Consider the following 23,702-nt stretch of genomic DNA (forward strand, 5'->3'; position numbering starts at 1 on the left):
CCGCCGCAGCCGCATCCGCCCTGTCCTGATCCTGCTTACGCAACTCATCTTGCTTGGACCGATCCGCCGCCAGCTGCGCCGCAGATGCCGCCGCAGCCGCATCCGCCCTGTCCTGATCCTGCTTACGCAACTCATCCTGCTTGGACCGATCCGCCGCCAGCTGCGCCGCAGATGCCGCCGCAGCCGCATCCGCCCTGTCCTGATCCTGCTTACGCCACTCCTCTTGCTTGGACCGATCCGCCGCCAGCTGCGCCGCAGATGCCGCCGCAGCCGCATCCGCCCTGTCCTGATCCTGCTTACGCCACTCCTCCTGCTTTTTCTCCAACTCGTCCGATTTCGCCTGGTTGGCGGCGTTCTGCTTATCCATCTTGTCCTGCTGCGCCGCCGCCGCGTCGGCCTGATAATCCGCGGCCAGACTGAAACTGGGGGTGCTGAGCTGCGGCAAGGATTTCGGAACGCTCACCCAGGCGTTGCGGATGTAGGTCATCGCATCCTCGGCGGCCGTATCGAGATTTTCCTTTACCGAGTTCTTCCAGCGCGCTACCGCCTCCTCCCCGATTTTCCTCCAGGTGGACTTGTCGTTCAGCGGGCCGAAATTCATCTTACCGTCGGACGTTACCGCATCACCACTCCAGTCGGCGGTAGCCGTCTTGAGCTTCTCATCTTTATGCTGTGTCTGGTCGCTCTGGCTATTGCCCCCATAGTATTCAATATGGTAGCGCACCGTGGCGATGTTCGTTCTCCAGATGTTGTACGTGATATCGGCCAGCAGGTCCACCAGCCAGCGCAGCGGGTTACCCATATATAGGGCCCAGTTATGCCACGCGGCATGCAGGTTAGTGATCGCATTGATGTAGGCCTGCTTTGCAGCCTCCAGCTCAATGGCGACCTTCGATATCCCAGGGCCACCCGTCGGAAGAGCGTCGGTATAGCCCTGATAAGTCAGACCGAGCTTCTGAATCAGGTCATAGAAGACGCCGGCCGCCTCTCCTCGCCACGATGCGTCCTCCGTCCCGAGCGCGGTCTGCCACTGCTGGATCGTCTGCCGAGCGAAGCGGAAGAAATTCGCCGCCCGGTTGAAAGCGAGCGCGGCCCGGTCGAAACCCGCGAGGTCGACCGCGTTAGCGTCTTCTACGCGGATGCCGTTCCAGGCGAAATCCTGGGTGCTGTACGGCTTGTTGAGCAATTGCTCAAGGGCGAGACCGCCACCATAGCTGTACTGCGAGACCGGTCTGGAATCCCATCCGCTGAACGCGCTCCCGTCACCGTTCTTCGCACCGTCCATGAGCGGCGAACTACTCGAGCCGAACGTGGCGCCGGGATCCGCAGCGCCGGTCATCCCCGCGGGCATGGAGTGGTCGGCGTCGGTGCCGAGGAGCGTGATGCGTGCCCGGTACATCTTGACTTCCGTGCCGACGGGCAGCTTACTATTCGCCGAGCCGTCGGTTTTTCCGTAGAACGGGACGACGATATCAGTATTCTCGATACGCCAGCCGGAATTCTGGCGGAGCCAGGTCGTGTCCTGGACGGCCTGAGCAATCGTATCACTCGGCGCGGTTCCCTCGGCGTTGATCTCGAACTTCATCAGCGGGGTATTATCATTGCCGTAAAGCTTATTGAAGATCTCGTCGCGCTTGGGCAGCTGGTAGCCGGTGAGCAGAAAAATGGTGGAATTCCACTTGTCGGGGGCCGGAACGTCCGCCATGCTCTACTCTCCATCCAATGATGAACGCCGAAGAAGAAAAAGCCTGGTCCGCTCAGGCGGCCGTGCCGGTGCCGGTGCCGGTGCCGCCACTGAAGTCATTGGGCACCAACCCCAGAGCGTCCAGGAACGCCTTCCCATCGATCTTCGTCAGCGAATCATGCTGAGCATCCATCAGATTCTTGATGGTCGCGGCCAGGTACGTGTGCAGATCTTTGAAAAGCTTGATCTGCTGAGTATAGACCTTGTCGATCGACGTGGCCGCATTCGTGACCGCTTGCGCGAGATTCGGGCCGCCGGTGGTGTTCTGGTCTTGGTTGGAGCTCGCGACCTGCCCGAGCATGAGCGGCACCTGACTGCGATAGGCGTACAGCTTATGCTTTTCCGAGTCGGGGATCGGAGCTAGCCCCAAGATGCCTTGCATCGTCGGCGTCCCATGCTCGTCCACCTTATTCGCGACCTTGTCAAGGGCGTCGGAGAAAGGGATGATCTGGTGGTCAATGAAGCTCTGCAGCCCGGCCTTGTCCAGGACGATCTTGGTGTTGTCCGCCATCGCTCGGCTCTCCTGAAATTTGTCGGTTCCACGGTCCGCCGGTCGGGTTCCTCCCCATCCGGCCTTCCGCTATCGGCGTACCGTCCGCCGCCGGCCGTCCGGTGATCCGGACGGCCGGCGGCGTGCGGTCAAATGCCGATCCGCACCTCGGACCACATCTGGCTGAGGTTGTTCTCGTTGTACTTGTAGCTGCCGACGATATCGTCGAGCAGCTGGGAATGGCTGGTGAGCATCTGCTCCATGGCCTTGATCGCGTTGTCCCAGGCCTGCTGCTTCGCGTGATAGACCTGGGCGTCTTCGCCAATCCACGACTTCTTCAGCTCGGCGAGCTCCTGCTCCAGGCTGGAGATCGTCTTCGCGATGGCCTGGGTCTGGGAGACCAGGTCCTCGGCGGCGTTGTCCACGTGCTGGTAGTCGACGTGGATGTAACCGTCGGTGAAGTCCTCGCTCATCGATGTCCTCGTTTCACGTCAGGGAGAAAAGTCCGGGATGTTCTTGGGTCAGCCGTGAAGGGCGTCGAAGACCGCCTGGGCCTGCTGGTAGCCCTGGTTGATCTGATCGTTGGCGGAGCCTTGCTGCTGGTGCTGCGCAGTGAGGGTGTCGTTCAGCTTGTTGACCATGTCCCTGAGGTTTCGCAGGATGATGTCCGCCTGATCCTCCCAGGACTCGACGAGTTTCTGGAAACTCCAGCCGTCCTTGCCCTGGTAGCCGGCAGCCAGGTTGAAGCGGGTGGACTGGACGTCCTGCCTGATCCGGGTGATTCCGCTGAACGCCATTTCCAGGGCCTTAATGCCGTTCTGGGTCGCCCTCACCTGCGACTGCTGCATGTCCGCCACGTTGCGCCTTCCTTTCTGGTTCGGTGCTCACGGGAAACCGAGAGCGAGATCACGCGTCGAGGTTCGCTCGGCCGGCACCGCCATGGGCGCATCGCCGCCGATGGGTTCACGTCTTCCATCCGTACTCTTTGATAGCGCCCTGGACTTGCCGTCAACTTGTCGGCCCCTTGCCCATGCCAGGCTTCGCCGCCTTGCCGGGGTTCGCTGCCGCCTTGCGATTCGTCGCTGCCGTGCCCCGGGCAGCCGTCGGCGCCGTGCCCGCACCCCCGGTCGGCGCCGTGCCCGCACCCCCGCTCGGCGCCGTGCCCGGAGCCGAGCAGGGCGGCGCGGTGCTGGAGGAGACTCCCGCCTGCGCCGCCGCCGCGCTCAGGTCCGGCCCGGTCGGCAGCATGTTCAGCAGCGGCGAGGGCAGGGCGACCGCCTGGCCCGTCGAGTACCCGAGTGCGGCCAGGTCGGAGGCGGACGCCACGCGGTACTTCGTCCCCGTGTCGGTCACCAGGTAGGTCGTGCCGCCGGTCGTGCCGCCCACCGCCGGCAGGACGCGCACCAGCGCGCCGCCGCCGGGCGGCACGGTGATCCGGTCCACGGGCACGCACGCGGACGCGGTCGCCACCTGGGCGGGGACGCCGCGCGTGGCCGGGTCCCGCAGCGCGACGCTCACCCGGGGGCCCGCTGCGGTCGGCTTGATCTGGACGCACGCATTCTGGTCCGGCTGCGGGTCGACCAGCCGCGGCGGCGTCTCGGGCAGCGCCTCCGCGACGGTCGTGTCCGGCGCGACCCGGCCGGTCAGCGCGTCGGAGGCAAGGCCGATCGCGTCGGGCGTTCTGCCGCCGTACGCCCTGGCGCGGACGGCGGGGTCTGCCAGGATCAGGGCGGCGACGGTCGTGGTGACCTCGACCAGGCCGTTCCCGCGCAACTGGTAGTACCGCGGCTTCGACCCCAGCACCCCGATCTTGAAGACCTGTCCGATGCGGGTCGCGTGCCCGTCGAGCGCCGGCCCGGCACCGCCCAGACCGGGCACGGTGGGGGCGGCCAGGTCCGGCCCGGCCGGCAGCGCGTCGACGAACGCCGCCGACACCGGTGTCGGTGTCCGGCTCCCGTAACCGAGGGCCGTCACCGCACCGCCCTTCTGGTCCAGCCGCAGCCTGCTGCCCTGCCAGACCAGGTACACGTGCGCGTCGGGCGCGGTGACCAGCATGCCCTGGCCGGCCGTGAGCGCGCCGTCGCCGTCGGCCTCCCCTACGCCGATGGCGAGGGTCGTGACCGGCGCTGGGGAGCCCAGCGCCCTGCGGCCGGAGCAGACGGCCCACGCCCCGTGGGCCAGGCCGTCGGGCGACGGCAGCGCGTCGGGCGCGCCGGCGATGCCCACCGGCTGGCCGTGCGGCGTCCCGTCCAGCGACTTGGTCCGGACGTGGTGCGCGGTCAGCTTGGTGCCGCCGATCAGCCGCGCCGACGCGTAGTTTTGCACCGGGCGCAGCCGCCCGTCCACGTAGAGATAGGACGCGCCGGTCTCCTGATCCACGACCAGGCTGTTCGCGCTCTGCCAGGAGGCGGACCGGCCCGGGGAGAGCAGGCCCCAGACGAACGAGCCGCCGCACAACAGCACGGCGATGACGATGCCGATGACCACCCCTCGGTTCGTCCGGCCCTGCGGGCTCTCCGGCGCGTCGGGATCCGCCCGGAGCATCCCCGAGGTGATGCGGCCCATGACGAACATGTGGGCGTGTACCTGGTCGCGGCGGGACTGCATCTCGTCTCTTCCGTCGTGTTCTCGTGTCCGGGTCAGCCGATGGCGCGCAGTTCGCCGTAGACGCCCAGGACCCACAGGGTCAGCGGCAGCATGCCGATCGCGACCAGGCTCTGCAGGAGTTCGGCGCCGCGGCCCCAGTACGGCACCAGCCGGCGGCCGGGCACCGTCCATCCGGCGATCAGAAGCGCCGCGGTGACCGCCATCAGCCCCACCGCGATGACCACCCGGCCGGTCGGGCCGGTCCTGGCGATCTCGACGGCGACGATCGTGGCGGCTCCCCAGACTCCCGGCAGGGCCATGGACAGGCGCTGCCAGACGTTACCCAGGCCGCGGCTGTGCAGCACGAGCAGCAGGGACAGCGCGGCGGCCATCACGAGCTGCGCCAGGTCGTCGTCGTGGGCCAGGGCGGTCAGGCAGGCCATGCAGGCCAGCCCGACCGTGCCGTACATTCCCGTCATCCAGCCGTCCGCCAGGACCGCGCGGGCGGCCACGGCCTTCGGCGAGCGTGGTTCGATGCCCTCCTGAAGCTGCTCGGGGGTGGTCGGCAGCGGCGGCATGCGCAGCCCGGACAGCCGGAGCGACATGGCCGGCACGAACGCGCCGAAGATGATCGCGAGCAGGGCGACCACCGCGGCCGCCTCCTCCGGTGGGAGGCCCGCGACCATCATGAGCGCCCCGGCGAGGGCGCCGGCGACGGCCAGCACGGTCGCGCCGACGAACAACGACGTGTACGCCGCCACCAGCGCCAGCGCGAGCACGGCCCCGCCCGCCTCGGCCGCGGACGCGGCGAGCAGCCGGGCGCCCGCCACCTCGAAACCGTCCGGCCCGGACAGCCGGCCCCCGGGCAGCAGCCACCCGGCCAGGGTGAGGAACGGACCGGCCATGACGCCCAGGAGCGCGGCCGTCGCGGCGTCGCCCACCGCGCGGCTCGCCGCCGCCGCCCCGGCGAGCAGCAGGAACGCGGCGGCGCCGGCGGCGATGACACGCTGCTCGGCCGGTCCGCTCGGCAGCGCGAGCACCCCCAGAATGGCGACCATCACGAACACCGCCACGCCGCGCAGCAGTCGCCGGCTCGCCTGCGGGCTCCACCCGTACGGGCTGTCCTTCATCGTGGTGGAGATGCCGTCCACCAGGTCGTCCAGCCGGACCTCGGGCAGCGCCTCGGTGCGGGGCCGCAGGTACAGCGTGTCCCCGTCGTGCAGGTCGAGGGACTCCAGGGTGGCGTTCTCGTCGAGCGGCGGTCCGCCCAGGCGCTGCAGCACCCAGCCCTCGTGTTCGATCCCGGTCTCGCCGAGGTCCTCCCCGCCGTAGCCGAGCACGGCGGGGAGCAGGTCCGCGACCGGGACGTCGGCCGGTACGGCCAGATCGATCGTCTTGGCGGGGGCGCGTACCGTCAGCCGGCACAGATCCGCCACCGGGCTCTTGCTCATGGGACTCACTCGTTCTTTCCACGAACGCCCGTCGCCTCCGCCGAGCGGCGGCCGGGCGCGTGGATGGGTCGTTACTCCACGTCGATCCGTCTACATAAAGCTCTCCGCTCAGGCATACGCACGGAACCGCCCTGCGGTTCATTCGGATCGGCGGATATCCGTACGAAGTGCCGTGCGGGCGCGAATGGGCACGTCGAGGGCGTCCCGCCTGTACGATTCGGGGTGACGTAACCGGCCTGCTCCGCGAGGTCCTCTCCGCGGCTCTCCACTCCGCCGAGCGCGCCCGGCGACCATCGTCCGCCGGCGCGGCGCTTCGCCGTTCCACGCCAGGAGGCCGTTCGTTGAGTTTCGTGCTGTTCCGCAGGCCGATGCGCCGGCGACCACCCGAGATGCCCGAGGGGGAGCTCGCCCTTCAGGAACCGCCGACGCTGCCCGAGACCGTGCCCGACAACTCCGCCATCTGGACGTACCTGCCCATGGCGCTGATGTCGATGGCCATGGTGATGATGTACATGAGCCGGGGCAGCGGGGCGAAGAACACCTTCGTGCCGCTCTCCCTCGGCCTGATGGTCCTCGCCGCCGCGGGCATGCTGGTCGGGCAGGGGATGCGCAAGAGCAGCGAGCGCAGGGAGAAGCTGAAGGGCACCCGCCGGGACTACCTGCGTTACCTCTCCCAGACCCGCCGCAAGGTGCGCGCGGCCGTACGGGAACAGCAGCGCGCGCTGAGCTGGCGGCACCCCGCGCCGCAGACGCTGTGGTCCATGGTCGGCACCACCCGGATGTGGGAGCGCCGGCCCTCGGACCCCGACTTCGCCGAGGCGCGGCTGGCGGTCGGTGACCAGAAACTGGGCCTGCGGCTGGCCCCGGCGACGACCAAACCGGTCCAGGACCTCGAGCCGCTCACCGCACACGCGCTGCGCGGCTTCATCCGGGCCTACTCGACCGTGCCCGACCAGCCCACCGCCGTCTACCTGCAGTCCTGGGCGCGGGTGCTGTTCCGGGGGGACGAGGCACGGATCCGCGGCGCCGTCCGCGCGATGATCGCCCAGCTCGCCCTCTTTCACTCTCCGGACGACCTGTGGATCGCGGTCTGCGTCGCCCCGGACCGCCTGGCGGAGTGGGAGTGGGTCAAGTGGCTGCCGCACAACCTGAGCCCCCACGACAGCGACGCCGCCGGCCAGGTCCGCATGATCGCCCTGGACTTCCCGGAGTTGGAGGGCATGCTCGGCGCGGAGTTCTGGGAGCGGCCCGCGTACGACCCGGAGGCCATGCCCGCCCGGGAGGAGCCCTACACGGTGCTCATCGTGGACGGGGGCACTGTGCCCGCCGGTCACACGCTGGACGGCCCCGGCCTGCGCAACGTCGTCGTACTCGACCTGTCCGGCGCGCTGACGTGGCGGCCCGGCCGCACCACCCTCCGCCTCGACGTGAACGACGGCGAACTCAACCTCGTCCGCACCGACCGGGAGCGCAAGGAACAGTTCACCCTGCTCGGCCGCCCCGACGACCTGGGCGTACGGGCCGCGACCGCGCTCGCCCGGCGGCTCGCGCCGTACCGCCTCGGCGTCGGGTCCGACAGCACCGAGCCGCTGTCGGCCACCACGGACCTGGCCACCCTCCTGGGCATCCCCGACCTGTACCGCCACGACCCGCAGACCCTTTGGAACAAGCGCACCGCCGCCGAGCGGCTGAAGGTGCCGATCGCGGTCGGCGTCGACGGCAAACCGGTCGAGCTGGACATCAAGGAATCCGCACAGGGCGGCACCGGCCCGCACGGCATGCTGATCGGCGCCACCGGCTCGGGCAAGAGCGAGTTGCTGCGCACGCTCGTGCTGGCGATGGCGCTGACCAACTCCTCCGAGACACTCAACTTCGTCCTGGTGGACTTCAAGGGCGGCGCGACGTTCCTCGGCCTGGACGAGCTGCCGCACGTCTCCGCGGTCATCACGAACCTCGCCGACGAGGCGGCCCTCGTCGCCCGCATGCGCGACGCACTGCACGGCGAGCTCATGCGCCGTCAGGAGCTGCTGCGCGCCGCGGGCAACTACGTATCCGCGCTGGAGTACGAGAAGGCACGCGCGGCCGGGACGCCGCTGGAGCCGCTGCCCAGCCTCTTCGTCGTGGTCGACGAGTTCAGCGAGCTGCTCGCCGCGCACCGTGACTTCATGGAGCTGTTCGTCATGATCGGCCGGCTGGGCCGCAGCCTCGGCGTGCACCTGCTGCTCGCCTCCCAGCGGCTCGACGAGGGCCGGATGCACCAGCTCGAGAGCCACCTGTCCTACCGCATCGGTCTGCGGACGTTCTCGGCCATGGAGAGCCGCGGCGTGCTGGGCGTGCCCGACGCCCATCAGCTGCCGCCGCAGCCCGGCTCCGGTTTCCTGAAGACGGGGGTGGAGGCGCTGACCCGGTTCCGCGCCGCCTACTCCTCCGGTCCCTACCGGCCGCGCGGCAGGACCGACCAGGCGCGGGTCGCGAGCCAGGTGGTCCCCTGGTCCGCGTCCCGTGTCGTCCAGACGCAGCCCCTCCCCGTGGACGAGACGCCGGAGGAGCCCGAGGAGACCGGCGAGACCCTGCTGTCGGTGGCCGTCGACCGGCTGCGCGACGCGGGGCCACCGGCCCACCAGGTGTGGCTGCCACCGCTCGACCTGCCGCCCACCCTCGACCAGATCCTCCCGCCGCTCGCGCCCGACGACAGATTCGGCCTGACGACCGCCGACTCGGAGCTGCGCGGCGGGCTCACGGTGCCGGTGGCCATCGTCGACCGGCCCTTCGAGCAGATCCGCGACCTGCTGGTCGTCGACCTGTCCGGGGCCGGCGGGCACGTCGCCATCGCCGGCGGCCCGCAGAGCGGCAAGAGCACGCTCGTCCGCACCCTGATCACCGCCCTGGCGCTCACCCACACGCCGCGCGAGGTGCAGTTCTACTGCCTCGACTTCGGCGGTGGCACGCTCGCCGGCCTCAGCGGCCTGCCGCACGTCGCCGGGGTGGCCAGCCGTCTGGACGAGGAACGCGTCGGCCGCACCATCGCGGAGGTCACCGCGCTGCTCGCCGACCGCGAGCAGTTCTTCCTCCACAACGGCATCGACTCGATGGTGACCTACCGGCGCCGCCGCGCGGCCGGGGAGTTCGCCGACGAGCCGCACGGCGACGTCTTCATCGTCATCGACGGCTGGTCGACGGTGCGCCAGGATTTCGACCGGTACATCCAGACGTTCAGCGCGATCGCGGCGCGCGGTCTCAGCTTCGGCATCCACCTGATCGTCACCACCGCGCGGTGGGTGGAGCTGACGGCGGCCGTGCGCGACCAGGCCGCCACCCATCTGGAGCTGCGGATGGGCGACCCGATGGACTCGGAGGTCGACGCCCGCAGCGCGGCGGGCGTGCCGCGCGTCCCCGGACGCGGCATCACCCGTGACAGCAAGCTGCACTTCCTCACGGCGCTGCCGCGCATCGACTCGGTGGAGAGCGCCGACGACCTCGCCGACGGCGTCGCGGGTCTGGTCGCCGCGGTGCGCGAGAGCTGGACCGGCCCGGCCGCGCCGCCGGTGCGGATGCTGCCGGCCCAGCTGAGCGTGCGGGAACTGCCGGCGCCCGAGGGCGACTTCCGGGTGCCGATCGGCCTGGATGAGGAACGGCTCTCCCCCGTCGTGCACGACTTCGCCGAGAACCCGCACATGGTGGTCGTCGGCGACACCGAGAGCGGCAAGACGAACCTGCTGCGGCTGGTCGCCCGCGCCGTCACCGAGCGGTACACGCCCGCGGAGGCCCGCATCATGCTGGTCGACTATCGCCGCGAGCTGGTCGAGGCGGTTCCGGGGGAGTACCGGCTCGGGCACGCGGTCTCGATCGACGCGCTCCGTGAGCTCGTCACCGGGGCGGGCCAGGCGATCAAGGCCCGCGTGCCGGGACCGGACATCACCCCCGCCCGGATGAGGCTCGCCGACTGGTGGAGCGGGCCCCGGCTGTTCATCCTGGTCGACGACTACGACATGGTCGGAGCCGGCCCCATGCAGCATCCGTTCGACCCTCTCCTCGACCACCTGGCGCTCGGGTGGGAGGTCGGGCTGCACCTGGTCGTCGCCCGTGCCGCCGCGGGCGCCGGCCGTGGCCTGGGCGAGATGATGATGCGCCGCCTGCAGGAGGTCAACACGCCGTCCCTGTTGATGTCCTGCCCGCCCGACGAGGGATACCTCTTCGGCAACGTCAAGGGCCGCATCCTGCCGCCCGGCCGGGCGGTCCGGATCGCCCGGCGCAAGGCCGTGCAGATCCAGACGGCGATGCTCGACTGAGGGTGAGAGAGCGGCGCCGCTCCGTCCGGCACAGGCTCACGAGAGCCGGCGTGCCGGTGGTCCCCGCGGGGGCTTGGGAGACCGGAGCGGCGCCGCTCAGTCCATCGCGGCGCCGTCGCGCAGGGACGCGCGCAGCGCGCGTATCGCGTAGTGGGCGCGGGACTTGACCGTTCCCGGCGCGAGGCCGAGCGCGGTGGCCGTCTGCTCCACGCTGTAACCGAGGTAGTACGTGTAGATCAGGACCTCGCGCTGCGGCTCGGTGAGCTCGCTCATGACCTCGAGCACCGCCTGGAGCGTGACGACGCGCTCGGCCGGATCCGGCTCGGCATGCTCTTCGGCCTCGCCGTCACCGACCTCGTTCGGCCGGGCCTGCCGGGCGCGGTACTGGTCGATCACGAGCCGGCGCGCGACGGTGAACAGCCAGGTGCGAACACGATCCGACGTGGGGTCGAGGATCTCACGGTGCTGCCAGGCCCGTATGGCGGTCTCCTGGACGATGTCCTCGGCCCGGTACCGGTCGCCGTTGCAGAGCCGGAGCACGAAGTTGAGGAGCACGGCGCCGTGCCGCTCGTACAGCGTGCGCGAGAAGGCGTCGCCGTGCGACGGATCATGCTGTCGAGCCGGGACCACACGCGGAAGGTCCTGCCATCGCGGCATGGCTACTCTCCGGGCCACCGCCGGTGGCCGGCCCAGCACTCGGCTGCGCATCATGAAAGGCGGCCTCATTCTCACCATTCGTCATCCTGCGGTCGGCCCCGGCGCCCCATGACATCTGCGGATGATGAAGCAACGACGATCAAGTGGGAGGCTTGGCGGATCCTTGCCGCCGAACTTCCGGCATCGACTTTCGGTGTCGAGTCCACGTGCCACGTGCGCCCTTCCCGTGCGGGTTCCGGCGTGGATGCCGGACCGCTGCGAGAGACGCTAGAGATCAAGCCATACCGGGATCATCACGCCGGAGTGGACACCTTCGGTAGCTCTCTCGGGGGACCGCCGCCGGCCGGCCGCCAGCCTCGGGCCCGGCCGAGCGGCACGATCACCGCCGCGCACGCGATGAGGGCCACGAGCCCGCCCCCGACCGAGGCGACGACCAGCGCACGGGTACGAACGGCGTGCGAGGAGGCCCGGGCGGACAGCCGCAAAGAGTCCGCCGGCATCGGCCGGGCCGTCACCGGGGACGACACCTCCGCCACGGCGGCGTACGGGTCCAGGACGGGCCTGGCCGCGGGGTAGGCGGACGCGACGAGCCGGTTCGCCACCTCGGCCGCCGTCAACCGGGGCTGGTACGCGCGCACCAGCGCGGCCGTACCGGCGACGAACGCGGCGGCCAGCGAGGAACCGGACCCGATGTAGTTCCCGGCGCCCTTGGGACCGATGCTCACGACGGCGTCGCCGGGCGCGGCCAGGTCGGCGGCGAAGACGTTCGGCGCCCCTTTCGGGCGTGCGCCGTCCGGCCCGAAGTCCTCCACCGCGACCACCTGCGGGATGAAGGCGGGGAAGTAGGGTTGCGCGGGCGGCGCCGAGGCCGCCCCGCCGGCCGAGCCGGGCACCGCGTCCGGCACGGCGGGTGCGACCACGACGGCGTCCTTGCCGGTCGCGTAGGCGACCGCGGCCGTCAGCTCGGCCCGGCCCTCGGTCAGGGCCGCGCCGACGTACACGACGCGGGCGCCGCGGTCGACGGCGGCCCGGATGCCCGCGGCGACCGCGCCCGGCGAGGCGACGCCGTTCCTGCCGGTGCCGCGTACGGCGAGGATCTGCGCCCCAGGGGCGATCCCGCCTCCGGTCGCGTCCTCGGCGCGTCCCGCGATCAGGCCGGCCGCGAAGGATCCGTGCCCGACGCAGTCCTGCCCGGCGTCTCCCACCGCGGTGACCCGGCCGGCCAGCGCGGGGACGTTCGCGGCCACGCCGGTGTCCACGACGCCGACGGTGACTCCGCTACCGTCACTGAGCTCACGGACCCGGGACACCCCGAGCGCGCTCATCGTCCACGGCTGCGCGTGTGCCTCGGTCGAGGACGCGCCGGTGCACGACCCGCCGGATGCGAGCACCGATGGTATGACGGGGAGGCCGACAGGGCCGGGCGCGACGCCAGGGGGTCGTTCGTACGCCATGGCCGCCGCGACTCCGGGGAAGGCGGAGACGAGAAGCGAGGCCGTGGCGGTGGCCACCGACGCCACAGCGCGCAGGCGCAGGAGGACACGTCGCATGCGCTTAGCGTAGAGACCCGATCTTGTCGTTCTCTTGTCGGACGAGCCCAGTATTCTCGCTGGTCACACTGCTCGTCGGCGAGGGTGTCAAGCGGCCCGCGCGAACGGCATGATGGTGGTCTCGTCGACACCCCCACCGCCCCAAGGAGGGTTCAGCGTGTCTCGGCAGTTGCTCACTGTCTCCCCGGAGGAGCCGGGTGCTTTCCGGACGATCGAGGAGGCGCTGGCGGCGGCACGTACCGGGTCGGTCATCCGTATCCGGCCCGGCCGATACCCCGAAAGCCTTTTCATCCGGACCCGGGTCACGATCGTGGCCGACGGGGAACGGGGCAGTGTCGAGATCTGCCCACGGAGCGGCACCGCGGTGATGCTCGTGGCGGACGCCGTGATGCTCACGGACCTCACGCTGCGCGGTGGCGGCGACGACGTGCCGGTCGTCGACGCCGCGCGCGGGCAGGTCGCGATGGAGGGCTGCACCGTGGCCGGGTCCGGCTGGACGGCCGTGCTGGCCCGCGGGTCCGGTTCGCTCGCGATGCGCGGCTGCCGGGTCACCAACGCCGATGGCGCGGGCATCGTCGACACCGCGGACACGGCCAGCGTCATCGAGGACTGTCTCATCGAGAACCTCGGCACCTCCGCCGTCGTGCTGGGCGAGAAGTCCCGGTCGAGGATCCGGGGCTGCCGGCTGCGGGACGCCCGCGGCAACGGCGTGCTCGCCAACGGCGAGGCCCAGGGCGTGATCGAGGACTGCGAGATCTCCACGACCTCCAAGCCGGCCATCGCCCTCGAAGGCGACAGCGCCACGCGGATCGTGCGGACGAGCGTCCGCGACTGCGCGACCGGCGTGTACGTCACCAGCGTGGCGCGCCCGGAGCTGGAGGAGGTCACGGTCACCGACATCACCGCCGGTTCCGGCATCGTGCTGGTCGGAGGCGCGGATCCGCTGCTGCGGCGCTGCCGGACGGCCCGTACGAAGAACAGCGGCCTGTCCGTCACCGAACGCTCGCGCGGCACGTTCGAGGAATGCGAGTTCGCCGGGTCGGCCGCGCCCGCGATCAGGGTCGCGGGGTCCAGCTCGCCGACGCTGATCGCCGCGACGGTGCGCGAGTGCGCCGACGCGTCCGCGTCCGTCCTGCTGACCGAGGAGTCCGTCGCGGAGCTGGACCGGCTGGAGGTCGTGGACGCCGCCGGCACGGCGATCGCCATCCGATCCGGCGCCAACCCGCTCATTCGCAACGCGACGATCACCGCGCCCGGCGGGACCGGCGTCGAGGTCACGAGCGACGGACGCGGGCGGCTGGAGCGCTGCGTCGTCGAGCGGGCCGGCGGCGCCGCCGTGCGCATCGCGGGCGGGGGCAACGTCTCCTTGCACGACTGCGACCTCCGCTCCCCCGGCGACGCAGGGATCGCCGTCGACTCCGGTGGGATCGGCCTGGCCCAGGACTGCGCGATCTCCGGGAGCGACGCCTCCGGCGTGGTCGTACGCGAGGGCGGCGACCTGAACCTCACCCGGGCGCGGATCGACGGCTCCGGGGCCCACGGCGTGCTCCTCACGGCCGGCGCGCGGGCCACGCTCGCGGACTGCGAGATCACCGGGAGCGTCGGCGACGGCGTCCGGGTCGACACCGTGGAGGCCGTCACCGTCACCGGCTGTGCCGTACGCGACAACCGCGGTGCCGGGCTGCGGCAGTCCCGCCCCGGCCGGCTGACCGTGCGCGACCTGGACGGCTCCGGGAACGCCGTCCCCGACTCCTGGGGCGACGAGGTCGCCACGGAGACCGCGGGCGCGCCGGACGGCAAGGACACCCGCGTGCCCGCACCCTCCGGGCCGCTGGAGGAGCTCGAGTCCCTCATCGGGCTCGAAGGCGTGAAACGGCAGGTGCGCGCGCTCGTCAACCTGAACCAGCTCTCGCAGCGCCGGGCCCGGCTCGGCATGCCGGTCCCGCCGATGAGCCGGCACCTGATCTTCGCGGGCCCGCCCGGCACCGGCAAGACCACGGTCGCCCGGCTGTACGGCGGGATCCTCGCCTCCCTCGGCCTGCTGCCCTCCGGGCATCTGGTGGAGGTCTCCCGGGCCGACCTGGTCGCCCAGTACGTCGGCGCCACGGCCATCAAGACGACCGAGGCGTTCAACGAGGCGCTCGGTGGCGTCCTGTTCATCGACGAGGCCTACACCCTCGTCACCGAGGGCAGAGGCAACGCGCACGACTTCGGCCGCGAGGCCATCGACACGCTCGTGAAGCTGATGGAGGACCACCGCGACGAGGTCGTCGTGGTGGCGGCCGGCTACACCGCCGAGATGCAGGCGTTCCTGTCCGCCAACCCTGGCATGGCCTCGCGGTTCAGCCGGACCATCGAGTTCACCAACTACTCGGTCGACGAGCTCGTCACGATCACCGAGAGGCTCTGCGAGAGCCACCGCTACGAGCTGCACCCGACCACCCGGCAGGCGCTGGCCGCGCACTTCGAGCGGATGCCGCGGGACGCGACCTTCGGCAACGGCCGTACCGCGCGTCTCGTCTTCGAGGAGATGATCGAGCGGCAGGCGTTCCGGCTCGCGTCCATGACCGACCCGGCCGAGAGCGACCTCACCCTGCTGATGCCGGAGGACGTCAGCGACGCCGCGGCCATGGAGGACACGGTGGGCGCGGAGCGCGAGACACTGCTGGCCCGGCTGCGGGACATGGTCGGCCTGGCCGGCGTGAAACGCGAGGTGAAGGACATCGTCGACCTCCTCGCGACGGCCAAGCAGCGGGAGGCGGCCGGGCTGCCCGTGCCCCGGCTCAGCCGGCATCTCGTCTTCACCGGATCGCCCGGCACCGGCAAGACCACCGTCGCCCGGCTCTACGCCGAGCTGCTGCACAGCCTCGGAGTGCTCCCGCGCGGTCAGCTCATCGAGGTGGCGCGCGCCGACCTCGTGGGCCGTTACGTCGGCCACACGGCGCAGCTCACCAAGGAGGTGTTCGAGCGCGCGCTGGGCGGTGTGCTCTTCATCGACGAGGCGTACACCCTGACCCCCGAGGGGGCGTCCAACGACTTCGGCCGGGAGGCGGTCGAGACCCTGCTGAAGCTGATGGAGGACCACCGCGACGAGGTGGTGGTCATCGTCGCCGGCTACACCGAGGAGATGCGGCGCTTCCTGAACTCCAACCCCGGGCTCGCCTCCCGGTTCTCGCGGCAGGTGAAGTTCGAGGACTACAGCACCGACGAGCTCGTCACCATCATGGAGAACCAGGCCGCGGCGGCCGGCTACGAATGCGCTCCCGGGACGCTCGCGGTGTTGCGCGACCACCTCGACGCCCTGCCACGGGACCGGACCTTCGGCAACGCCCGTCTCATCCGCCAGCTCCTGGAGACGATGATCACCCACCAGGCGAGGCGGCTCGGCCGGATGCGGTCGCCCGGCGTGGCTGACCTGCGCCTCCTGCTCCCCGAGGACCTGCCCTCCGCGAACACCCCCAGCCCGCGCTGATCCGGTGCCGCCCGGGCGCGCTCCGCTCCCCGGGCGGCACCGGAACCACATCGCGCTGACCCCTGAAACGTGACATCCCGTCACCTAAAAGTCACATTGGCACTATCTTCTTCAAATGTGATCTCTTCGGGCTCCCGCCCGTTCCTGTCTCGTACGGCAGAACTGGCAGCGATCGATCGAACCCTGCACTCCGCGTCGGCCGGACGAGGCGGGGCGCTGGTGATCCGAGGCGAGGCCGGCATCGGCAAGACGGAACTCCTCGAACGGGCGCTGGACCGGGTGCCCGGTCTGCGGCGACTCCGGGCCGTCGGCAGGGAGTTCGAGAACGAGCTTCCGTTCACCGGCCTGCATGACCTGTGCCGGCCGCTGCTCACCCGGCTGGAGGCACTGCCCGGCCCGCAGCGGACCGCGCTGGAGGTGGCCTTCGCGCTGAGCGACGGCGCGACGCCGGACCGGTTCCGGGTCGGCCTGGCCGTGCTCGGTCTCCTGTCGGCCGCCGCTCGCGAGGAGCCGATCGTCTGCGTCATCGACGACTGGCAGTGGCTCGACCACGCCTCGGCACAGGTCATGGCCTTCGTCGCACGCCGCGTCGAGCACGACCCGATCGCGTTCCTGATCGCCTCCCGGGACACCGGAGAGACCGCCACGTTCGACGGGCTGCCCGTGCTCACGCTCACCGGCCTCGGCGGCCAAGACGCACTGGCCCTGCTGACCTCCGCGTCGCATACGCCGCTGGATCAGCGGATTCGCGACCAGATCCTCGCCGAGGCGCGCGGCAACCCGCTGGCCCTGCTCGAACTGCCGCGCACGATGGGACCGGCGGAGCTGACCGGCGACTTCGACCTGCTCACGACGCCACCGGTGCCCGCGCGGGTCGAGGCCGGCTACCGCGAGCTCCTGGCCTCCCTCCCCGAGAACGCCCGGTGGCTGCTCCTCCTGGCGGCCGCCGAGCCCCTCGGCGATCCGGTGCTCCTGTGGCGGGCGGCGGAACGGCTCGGCATCGGGGCCGATGCGGCGGGCCCGGCGGAGGCCGCGCGCCTGCTCGAGATCGGCGTCCGCACGAGGTTCCGGCACCCGCTGGTCCGGTCCGCCATCTACCGGGCCGCGTCACCGGAGGAGCGCCGCACCGCGCACGGCGCGCTCGCCGAGGCAACCGACCCGGTCGCGGACCCGGATCGCCGGACGTGGCATCGCGCTCAATCGGTGCTCCTGCCCGACGAGGACATCGCGGCCGAGCTGGAGCACGCCGCCGCCCGGGCCTCGGCCCGTGGCGGCATCGCCGCCGCCGCCGGTCTCCTCGAACGCGCAACGGCCCTGACCGCCGATCCGGATCACCGGGCCGAACGCGCGCTGAGCGCGGCTCGCTACCACTACTGGGCCGGTGCCCCAGGGGCCGCAGCCGCCCTGCTGGCCACCGCCGAAGCGGGTCCGAGCGACGATCGGCGGCAGGCGTTCATCGAACTGCTGGCCGCCCAGATCTCCATCCACAGCGGGCCCGGCGTTAAGGATCCGGCGCCGTTGCTCCAGGCAGCACGGCGGCTGGAGGCGTACGACCGGCCGATGGCCCGCCAGATCTCCATCGAGGCATACGTCGTCGCCATGCGCGCAGGCCGCCTCGGGCCGCCGGGGCTGGAGGCCGAGACCGCCCGCCGGTTGGCGACGATGCTGGAGGACGCTCCCGCCCAGTCCCCGACGCTGTCCGATCTTTTGCTGGAGGCGCTGATCACACGGGCTACAAAGGGCCACGTGGCGGCCATACCTCCGCTGCGGAGGGCGGTCGGTGCCTTCCTGGCGGAGACGGAGACGGATTGGCGATACAACTGGCTCTCGCTGGCCTGCGCGATGGCGATGGACCTATGGGATCACGACGGCTGGCGCACCCTGGCCGAACGGCAGGTACGGCTCAACCGGCGTGCGGGCACGCTGCTCACGTTGCCGAGCGCGCTGCACTACCGTGCCTACGCACATGTCCTCTCCGGGGAGTTCGGGGCCGCCGAAGCGCTGATCGCGGAGGCGCTCGCGATCGACGTCACCGGCAACCAGACCGGCCCGCCCTTCGGCGACCTGGCGCTTCGTGCGTGGCGCGGTGACCAGAAGGGGACGGCCGCCCTGGCCGAGCGGGTCGCCGCCCCGGCGCGCGAGCGCGGCGAAGGCCACAACCTCTCGGTGATCGACGGCGCCAACGCGGTGCTCTACAACGGACTCGGCCACTACGACGCCGCCTATGAGGCGGCCACCGAGGTCTGCGCGGACGACGGGCTGGGCTTCTTCTCGTTCGTCCCCTCCGAGTTGATCGAGGCCGCCGCGCGCACCGGACGGCACCGGCTCGCCGAGCCCGTGCTCAGGGAGTTCGTCGAGCGGACCGACGCGAGCGGCACCGACCTGGCCCTCGGCCTGCAGGCATACGCGCGTGCCCTGCTGACCGAGGGCTCCGGTGCCGAGGACCTCTATCGAGAGGCGATCGACCGGCTGGCCCGGACCGACACCGCCGCCTACCTCGCCCGGGCGCACCTGGTCTACGGCGAGTGGCTGAGCCGTGAGACAAGGCGCGGCGACGCCCAAGTTCAGCTGTGCATCGCCTACGAGAAGCTCTCCGCGATGGGAGCGGCCGCGTTCGCGGAACGCGCCGCCCGTGAGCTCTCCGCCTGTGGTGTGCGCCCGCCCCGGTCCGCCGCCACGCGGCTCCGCTCGCGCGTGGCCGATTCGGAGCCTGCGGATGAGTCGCTGGCCGCGCTGACCGACCGGGAGCGGGAAGTGTTGACCCTGCTCGCCTCGGGGCTGTCCAACTCCGAGATCGCCGCCGCGCTGGTGATCAGCCACGAGACCGTCAAGACCTACGTCTCTCGAATCCTGACCAAGCTCGATCTGCGCGACCGGGTGCAGGCGGTGGTGTTCGCATACCGGATCGGCCTGGTAAGCCCGGACGGCTGGCCGGGCTGTCCGGGCCGCTCGGTGCCAAGGGCCGCCGCGGCCCGGCCGCGTAGTTCGCGGGCGGCGGAACGTCCCCCCGGGAGTCACGGCTGCACCTTGAAGCCACTTCCGGACGATCTACGTTTCTCACCCTAGAGCGAGGGAATCGGATGCAGTGAGCGGCTCAGACTGCCGCTCTCCCGGAGAACCGCCCGCGTGCGGAAAAGAGATGAAGCATGTCAGGCCCCGATCCATCGACCGGCGGTGGCCACCCCGGGACGTCCTTCCCCTGGGCGGACCCGTACGTCTACAACGCCCGTGAGCACGGTCTCACCGGTGACGGCGTCACGAACGACCAGCCGGCGCTGCAAGCGCTGGTCGACACTCTCGGAGCGGCCTGCGCCGCCGACGGGCAGCCCCGGACGATCTACTGCCCTTCGGGACGGTACTCGATCCGCGACCGGGCCACCGACTGGCGGAGCGGAGTGTCCCTGATCGGCGCGGGCCGATCCGCGACGCGGTTCCTGCTGGCCAACCCCGCCGACCGGACCGTCTCCACCCCGCTGGCCTGGTTCACCATCGAGAATCACGGCGCGAGCAGGGGACGGCACATCGCCGACTGCACCTTCGCCTGCTTCGAGATCGACGGCTCCGGCGTGTACCTGGAGGAGTACGACCCCTACTCGAAGGGGCTGGGGCTGCAGTTCGTGCTGCGCGGCATCTTCCGGGACCTTTACATCCACGACGTCCCCAGCACCGGATTCGGTTGCGACTTCCTGCAGGACACCCTCGTCGAGAACGTCCTGGCCGTCCGCTGCGGACGGCTCGACCCCGGCGAGTCGATGGGCGGCGCCGGCATCGGCATCGGCATCGGCGGCTGGGGCTCCATCGAACGCTGCACGATCGCGTCCTGCACCGCGGTGAGCAACGGCACCAACGGCATCTTCGTGGAACTGCAGGACGCCGGCTGGCCCGCGACCCGCGGCATCCGCGTCATCGGCTGCCACACCGAGGGCAACCGGTTCGGCATCTCCGACTGGGGCGCCGACGGGCTCGTCGTGTCCGGCTGCACGATGCTCGCCAACCTTCAGGCGGGTTACGACGTCTCCGCCCTCGGCCCCTCAGGAGTCGCCGGACGCGGCGGCGTCGTCACCGGCTGCATCATCGAGGACAACATCCGCGACGGCGTGGCCATCGGCAACACCCCGGGTCCCTACACCTTCGCCGCCAACCGGATCAGCCGCAACGGCCGCTACGGGTACTGGCAGCACAACCTCGACAGCGGCCGGCAGGCGGTGGCCGCCGATGTGATCATCGACGGCAACGAGTTCTGGGGCAACGGCCTGGACGGCATCACCGTCGACTCGGCGCTCATCGACCCCACCGTGACCAGCAACAGGTTCCGCAACAACGGCCGGCGGTGCGAACAGGGGTACGACGGCGACGGGGACGGGGTGTCCTACACGCCGCTGTCCGTGGTCGACACCACGGCGCGCTGGCGGCCCAACGGGCACAAGGGCAAGCGCGTCACGGTGGCCGGCCAGTGCGCGATCGTGGCGGGCAACAGCCGTACGGAGCTCAAGCTCGCCCCGATCCGCCCCGGATCGCCCACCGCGTGGACCGACGGCCCTCCGCCGTCCGGCGCCCGGTACCGGCTGCCGGACGCGCCGGGCGTCCGGGCGGGCATCCGGCTGGCCGCCGACACCGACAGCGCGACCATCTGCGGCAACCGGGCCTGGGACAGCCAACCGGACAAGACCCAGACCCACGGCCTGGTCATCACCGATTCCGGCGACTGCCACGCCGGGTTCGTGCACGACAACGACCTCCTGGGCAACGCCGAGGGGACCAGCCGCTTCGACACCGTCCCGTCCGAGGGGTGCTGGTACCAGAATCCCGGGCTGGAAGACTCCGGCGGCCCTCCACCGTGATCGCCGGGCGGGGAGCGCGGACGGACACCGACGTCCTGGTCATCGGGGCCGGGCTGGCGGGGCTGGCGGCCGCGCGGCACCTGCATCGCGACGGCGTCGACTTCCTCGTCCTGGAGGCCGGCGACCGCGTCGGCGGCCGGGTGGTCACCGATGTGGCCGGCGGGTTCCTGCTGGACCGCGGCTTCCAGGTGGTCAACACCGCGTACCCACGGCTGACCGCCCTGGTCGACCTGTCGACGCTGGACATGGGCTGGTTCCGCGCCGGGGTGCTGGTCCGCCACGGGGACCGCCTGGAACGCTACGCCCACCCGCTGCGCGACCCCCTTGGGGTTCCGGGGACGCTGGCGTCGGCCGCCCGCGGCATCGGCACCGTCGCCGACCGGATCCGCCTCGCCGCGATCATCGCCCGGTACGCCGCCCTGCCCCCGGCGCGGCTGCTGAGGGAGCCGGAGACCACCGCCGCCGAGGTGATGAGCGGGCTCTCCCCCGCGATGCTGGAGGGTCTCGTCCGGCCGTACCTCTCCGGGGTTCTCGCCGACCCGGCCCTGGGCACCTCCAGCCACGCCCTGGCGATGATCGTCCGGTCGTTCGTCCACGGCCGCCTCGGCCTGCCGCGCACGGGCGTGGGGGCGGTGCCGGCGGCGATCGCCGCTCCGCTGCCGGCCGACCGGATCCGGCTGCGCGCACCGGTGGAGCGGCTGCTGGGCACGGTCGCGCACACGCCGTCCGGGCCGGTACGGGCGCGTGCGGTGCTGGTCGCCACCGACCCGGTCACCGCCGCCCGGCTGCTGCCCGAACTTCCCCTGCCGGGCACGCACGCGCTGACCACCGTCTACCACGCCGCCCCCGAACCGCCGCTCGACGAGGCGACCCTCGTCCTGGACGGCGACGGCGCCCGCCGGCCCGGCGGCCCGTCCATCGCGAACACCATCGTGGTCAGCAACGCCGTGCCGGCCTACGCCCCGCCGGGCCGGCACCTGGTCGCCACCACGGTCGCCGCGCCCGACGCCGACCACGACGCGATCCGGACCGAACTGGCCCGGGTCTACGGCACGGCGACCGGCGATTGGGAGCACCTGGCGACCGTACGGATCCCGCACGCGCTGCCCGACGCCGCACCGCCCCTCGGCCGCCTGCGCCGGCCGGTGGCGCTCGGCGACGGCCGGTACGTCGCCGGCGACCACCGCGACAGCCCCTCCGCGCAGGGAGCGCTCGCCGGCGGCTGGCGCGCCGCCGGAACGATCATCGCGTCGGAGGGCCGGCGGGCCCGGACCCCGGAAGCCCGGCCTGATGGGTGACGACCGGCGCGAGCGCGTGACGTTCCCCGGGCTCCCGCCCTGGCCCGAGCGCGCGACGGTGGCGCGGATCCTCCGGACCGAGACGACCGGTGGACTGATCCTGCTGGTGGCCGCCGCGGTGGCGCTGGTCTGGGCGAACAGCCCGTGGGGCGCCTCGTACGCCCGCGTCCGCGACCTCCACGTCGGGATCCCGCCGCTGGGGCTGGACATGTCGGTGGCGCACTGGACCGCCGAAGGGCTGCTGACCATCTTCTTCCTGGTCGCCGGCATCGAGCTGAAACGCGAACTGGTGACCGGTGAGCTGGGTACCCCGTCCACCGCGACGCTGCCCGTGGTCGCGGCGGCGGGCGGTGTGGCGGTCCCCGCCGCCGTCTACCTGGCCGTCGCCGGAATCGGTGGCGGCAGCATGAAGGGCTGGGCCGTGCCGATGGCCACCGACATCGCCTTCGCGCTCGCGGTCCTGGCGGTACTCGGCACGCATCTGCCCGCGGCGATGCGGGCCTTCCTGCTGACCCTGGCGGTCGTCGACGACCTGGGCGCGATCCTGGTCATCGCGATCGTGTTCACCGCCGGTCTGCACCCACCGGCCCTGGCCGGCGCGGGCGCCGGCCTCGTCGTCTTCCACCTGCTGCAGCGTTACCGGATCGGCGGCTGGTGGTGGTACGTGCCGCTGGGCACGGTCATCTGGGCGCTGACCTACAAGGGCGGCGTGCACGCGACCGTCGCCGGAGTGGCGATGGGACTGATCCTGCGGGCCCGCCCCGATCGGCGGGCCGGTGAGGACGCCTCGCCGGCGGACCGCGCCGAGCATCTGCTGCGGCCGGTGTCGGCCGCCGTCGCCGCGCCACTGTTCGCCCTGTTCGCCGCGGGGGTGCGCGTCTCCGCTCCCGCGATCGGTGCGATCTTCGTCCGCCCGGAGCTGCTCGGCGTGGTCCTCGGCCTGGTGGCCGGCAAGACCGCGGGCATCGTCGCCGGGACCTGGCTGGCGGCCCGCTTCACCAGGGCCCGGCTCAGTCCCGGTCTGGCCTGGGCCGACGTGGTGGCCCTGGCGGCGCTGGGCGGGATCGGTTTCACCGTCGCCCTCCTCATCGGCGAGCTCGCCTTCACCGATCCCGGCCAGGTCGAGCACGTCAAGGCCGCCGTCCTGGTGGGCTCGGTGACGGCCGCGGTGGTGGCCGCGCTGCTGGTCAGACGCCGCAACCGGGTCTACCGGGCGCTCTGGGAGGCGGAGGGCCGCGACGCGGGCGCCGACGGCGGCCCGGACGCTCACCGGCGGCCCTAGGGTCCGTCTCAGCCGCCCCCGGCGATACCACCGCTCTCGGAG

The 23,702-nt window shown here is 71.5% G+C and carries 14 protein-coding genes; 6 read left to right on the forward strand and 8 right to left on the reverse strand.

Annotation, left to right across the window (positions count from 1 at the left end):
* From NE235_RS20340 to eccD, 6 genes are all read right to left on the reverse strand, one after another.
* Positions 1-1,705: AAWKG family protein (locus NE235_RS20340; RefSeq protein WP_252805300.1), on the reverse strand; the 1,705-nt coding region annotated here is incomplete at its 3' end.
* 52 nt (positions 1,706-1,757) lie between these two features.
* Entirely contained in the window at positions 1,758-2,255 is a 498-nt protein-coding gene (locus tag NE235_RS20345) for a type VII secretion system-associated protein (protein ID WP_252805301.1), read from the reverse strand.
* 128 nt (positions 2,256-2,383) lie between these two features.
* A complete protein-coding gene (locus NE235_RS20350; RefSeq protein ID WP_252805302.1) occupies positions 2,384-2,707 on the reverse strand; it encodes a WXG100 family type VII secretion target in 324 nt (107 codons plus the stop codon).
* Between the two features lie 48 nt (positions 2,708-2,755).
* Entirely contained in the window at positions 2,756-3,091 is a 336-nt protein-coding gene (locus tag NE235_RS20355; protein ID WP_252805303.1) for a hypothetical protein, read from the reverse strand.
* A 151-nt stretch (positions 3,092-3,242) separates the two neighbouring features.
* Positions 3,243-4,841 carry a type VII secretion protein EccB gene (gene eccB, locus NE235_RS20360; RefSeq protein ID WP_252805305.1) on the reverse strand — a complete coding sequence of 533 codons (1,599 nt, stop codon included), beginning with the start codon at positions 4,839-4,841 and terminating at the stop codon, positions 3,243-3,245.
* A 32-nt stretch (positions 4,842-4,873) separates the two neighbouring features.
* A complete protein-coding gene (gene eccD, locus NE235_RS20365; protein ID WP_252805307.1) occupies positions 4,874-6,271 on the reverse strand; it encodes a type VII secretion integral membrane protein EccD in 1,398 nt (465 codons plus the stop codon).
* Between the two features lie 341 nt (positions 6,272-6,612).
* Between eccD and eccCa the strand changes: the two genes are divergently transcribed.
* Positions 6,613-10,560, forward strand: coding sequence for a type VII secretion protein EccCa (eccCa, locus tag NE235_RS20370; RefSeq protein WP_252805309.1), 3,948 nt, complete (start codon positions 6,613-6,615; stop codon positions 10,558-10,560).
* A gap of 96 nt (positions 10,561-10,656) precedes the next feature.
* Here the strand turns inward: eccCa and NE235_RS20375 are convergent, their stop codons facing one another.
* Complete coding sequence (locus NE235_RS20375) at positions 10,657-11,217, reverse strand: sigma-70 family RNA polymerase sigma factor (RefSeq protein ID WP_252805311.1); 561 nt, start codon at positions 11,215-11,217, stop codon at positions 10,657-10,659.
* A 293-nt stretch (positions 11,218-11,510) separates the two neighbouring features.
* Positions 11,511-12,767 carry a S8 family serine peptidase gene (locus tag NE235_RS20380; RefSeq protein ID WP_252805313.1) on the reverse strand — a complete coding sequence of 419 codons (1,257 nt, stop codon included), beginning with the start codon at positions 12,765-12,767 and terminating at the stop codon, positions 11,511-11,513.
* A 157-nt stretch (positions 12,768-12,924) separates the two neighbouring features.
* On the opposite strand from NE235_RS20380, the gene NE235_RS20385 reads away from it, so the two are divergent.
* From NE235_RS20385 to nhaA, 5 genes are all read left to right on the forward strand, one after another.
* Positions 12,925-16,239: a right-handed parallel beta-helix repeat-containing protein gene (locus NE235_RS20385; protein WP_252805315.1), complete on the forward strand. Its 3,315-nt coding sequence runs from the start codon at positions 12,925-12,927 to the stop codon at positions 16,237-16,239.
* Between the two features lie 117 nt (positions 16,240-16,356).
* A complete protein-coding gene (locus NE235_RS20390; protein ID WP_252805317.1) occupies positions 16,357-19,305 on the forward strand; it encodes a helix-turn-helix transcriptional regulator in 2,949 nt (982 codons plus the stop codon).
* 80 nt (positions 19,306-19,385) lie between these two features.
* Positions 19,386-21,080: a right-handed parallel beta-helix repeat-containing protein gene (locus NE235_RS20395; RefSeq protein ID WP_252805318.1), complete on the forward strand. Its 1,695-nt coding sequence runs from the start codon at positions 19,386-19,388 to the stop codon at positions 21,078-21,080.
* Positions 21,077-22,378 carry an NAD(P)/FAD-dependent oxidoreductase gene (locus tag NE235_RS20400; RefSeq protein WP_252805321.1) on the forward strand — a complete coding sequence of 434 codons (1,302 nt, stop codon included), beginning with the start codon at positions 21,077-21,079 and terminating at the stop codon, positions 22,376-22,378. The genes NE235_RS20395 and NE235_RS20400 overlap by 4 nt, the downstream gene beginning before the upstream one ends.
* The gene (gene nhaA / locus NE235_RS20405) at positions 22,371-23,660 is read left to right on the forward strand and encodes a Na+/H+ antiporter NhaA (protein WP_252805323.1); all 1,290 of its coding nucleotides are present in this window, start codon (positions 22,371-22,373) and stop codon (positions 23,658-23,660) included. Before NE235_RS20400 ends, nhaA begins: the two co-directional genes overlap by 8 nt.
* The last annotated feature ends 42 nt before the right edge of the window (positions 23,661-23,702 follow it).

The organism is Actinoallomurus spadix (assembly GCF_024055725.1).
Taxonomy (GTDB): Bacteria; Actinomycetota; Actinomycetes; order Streptosporangiales; family Streptosporangiaceae; genus Actinoallomurus; species Actinoallomurus spadix.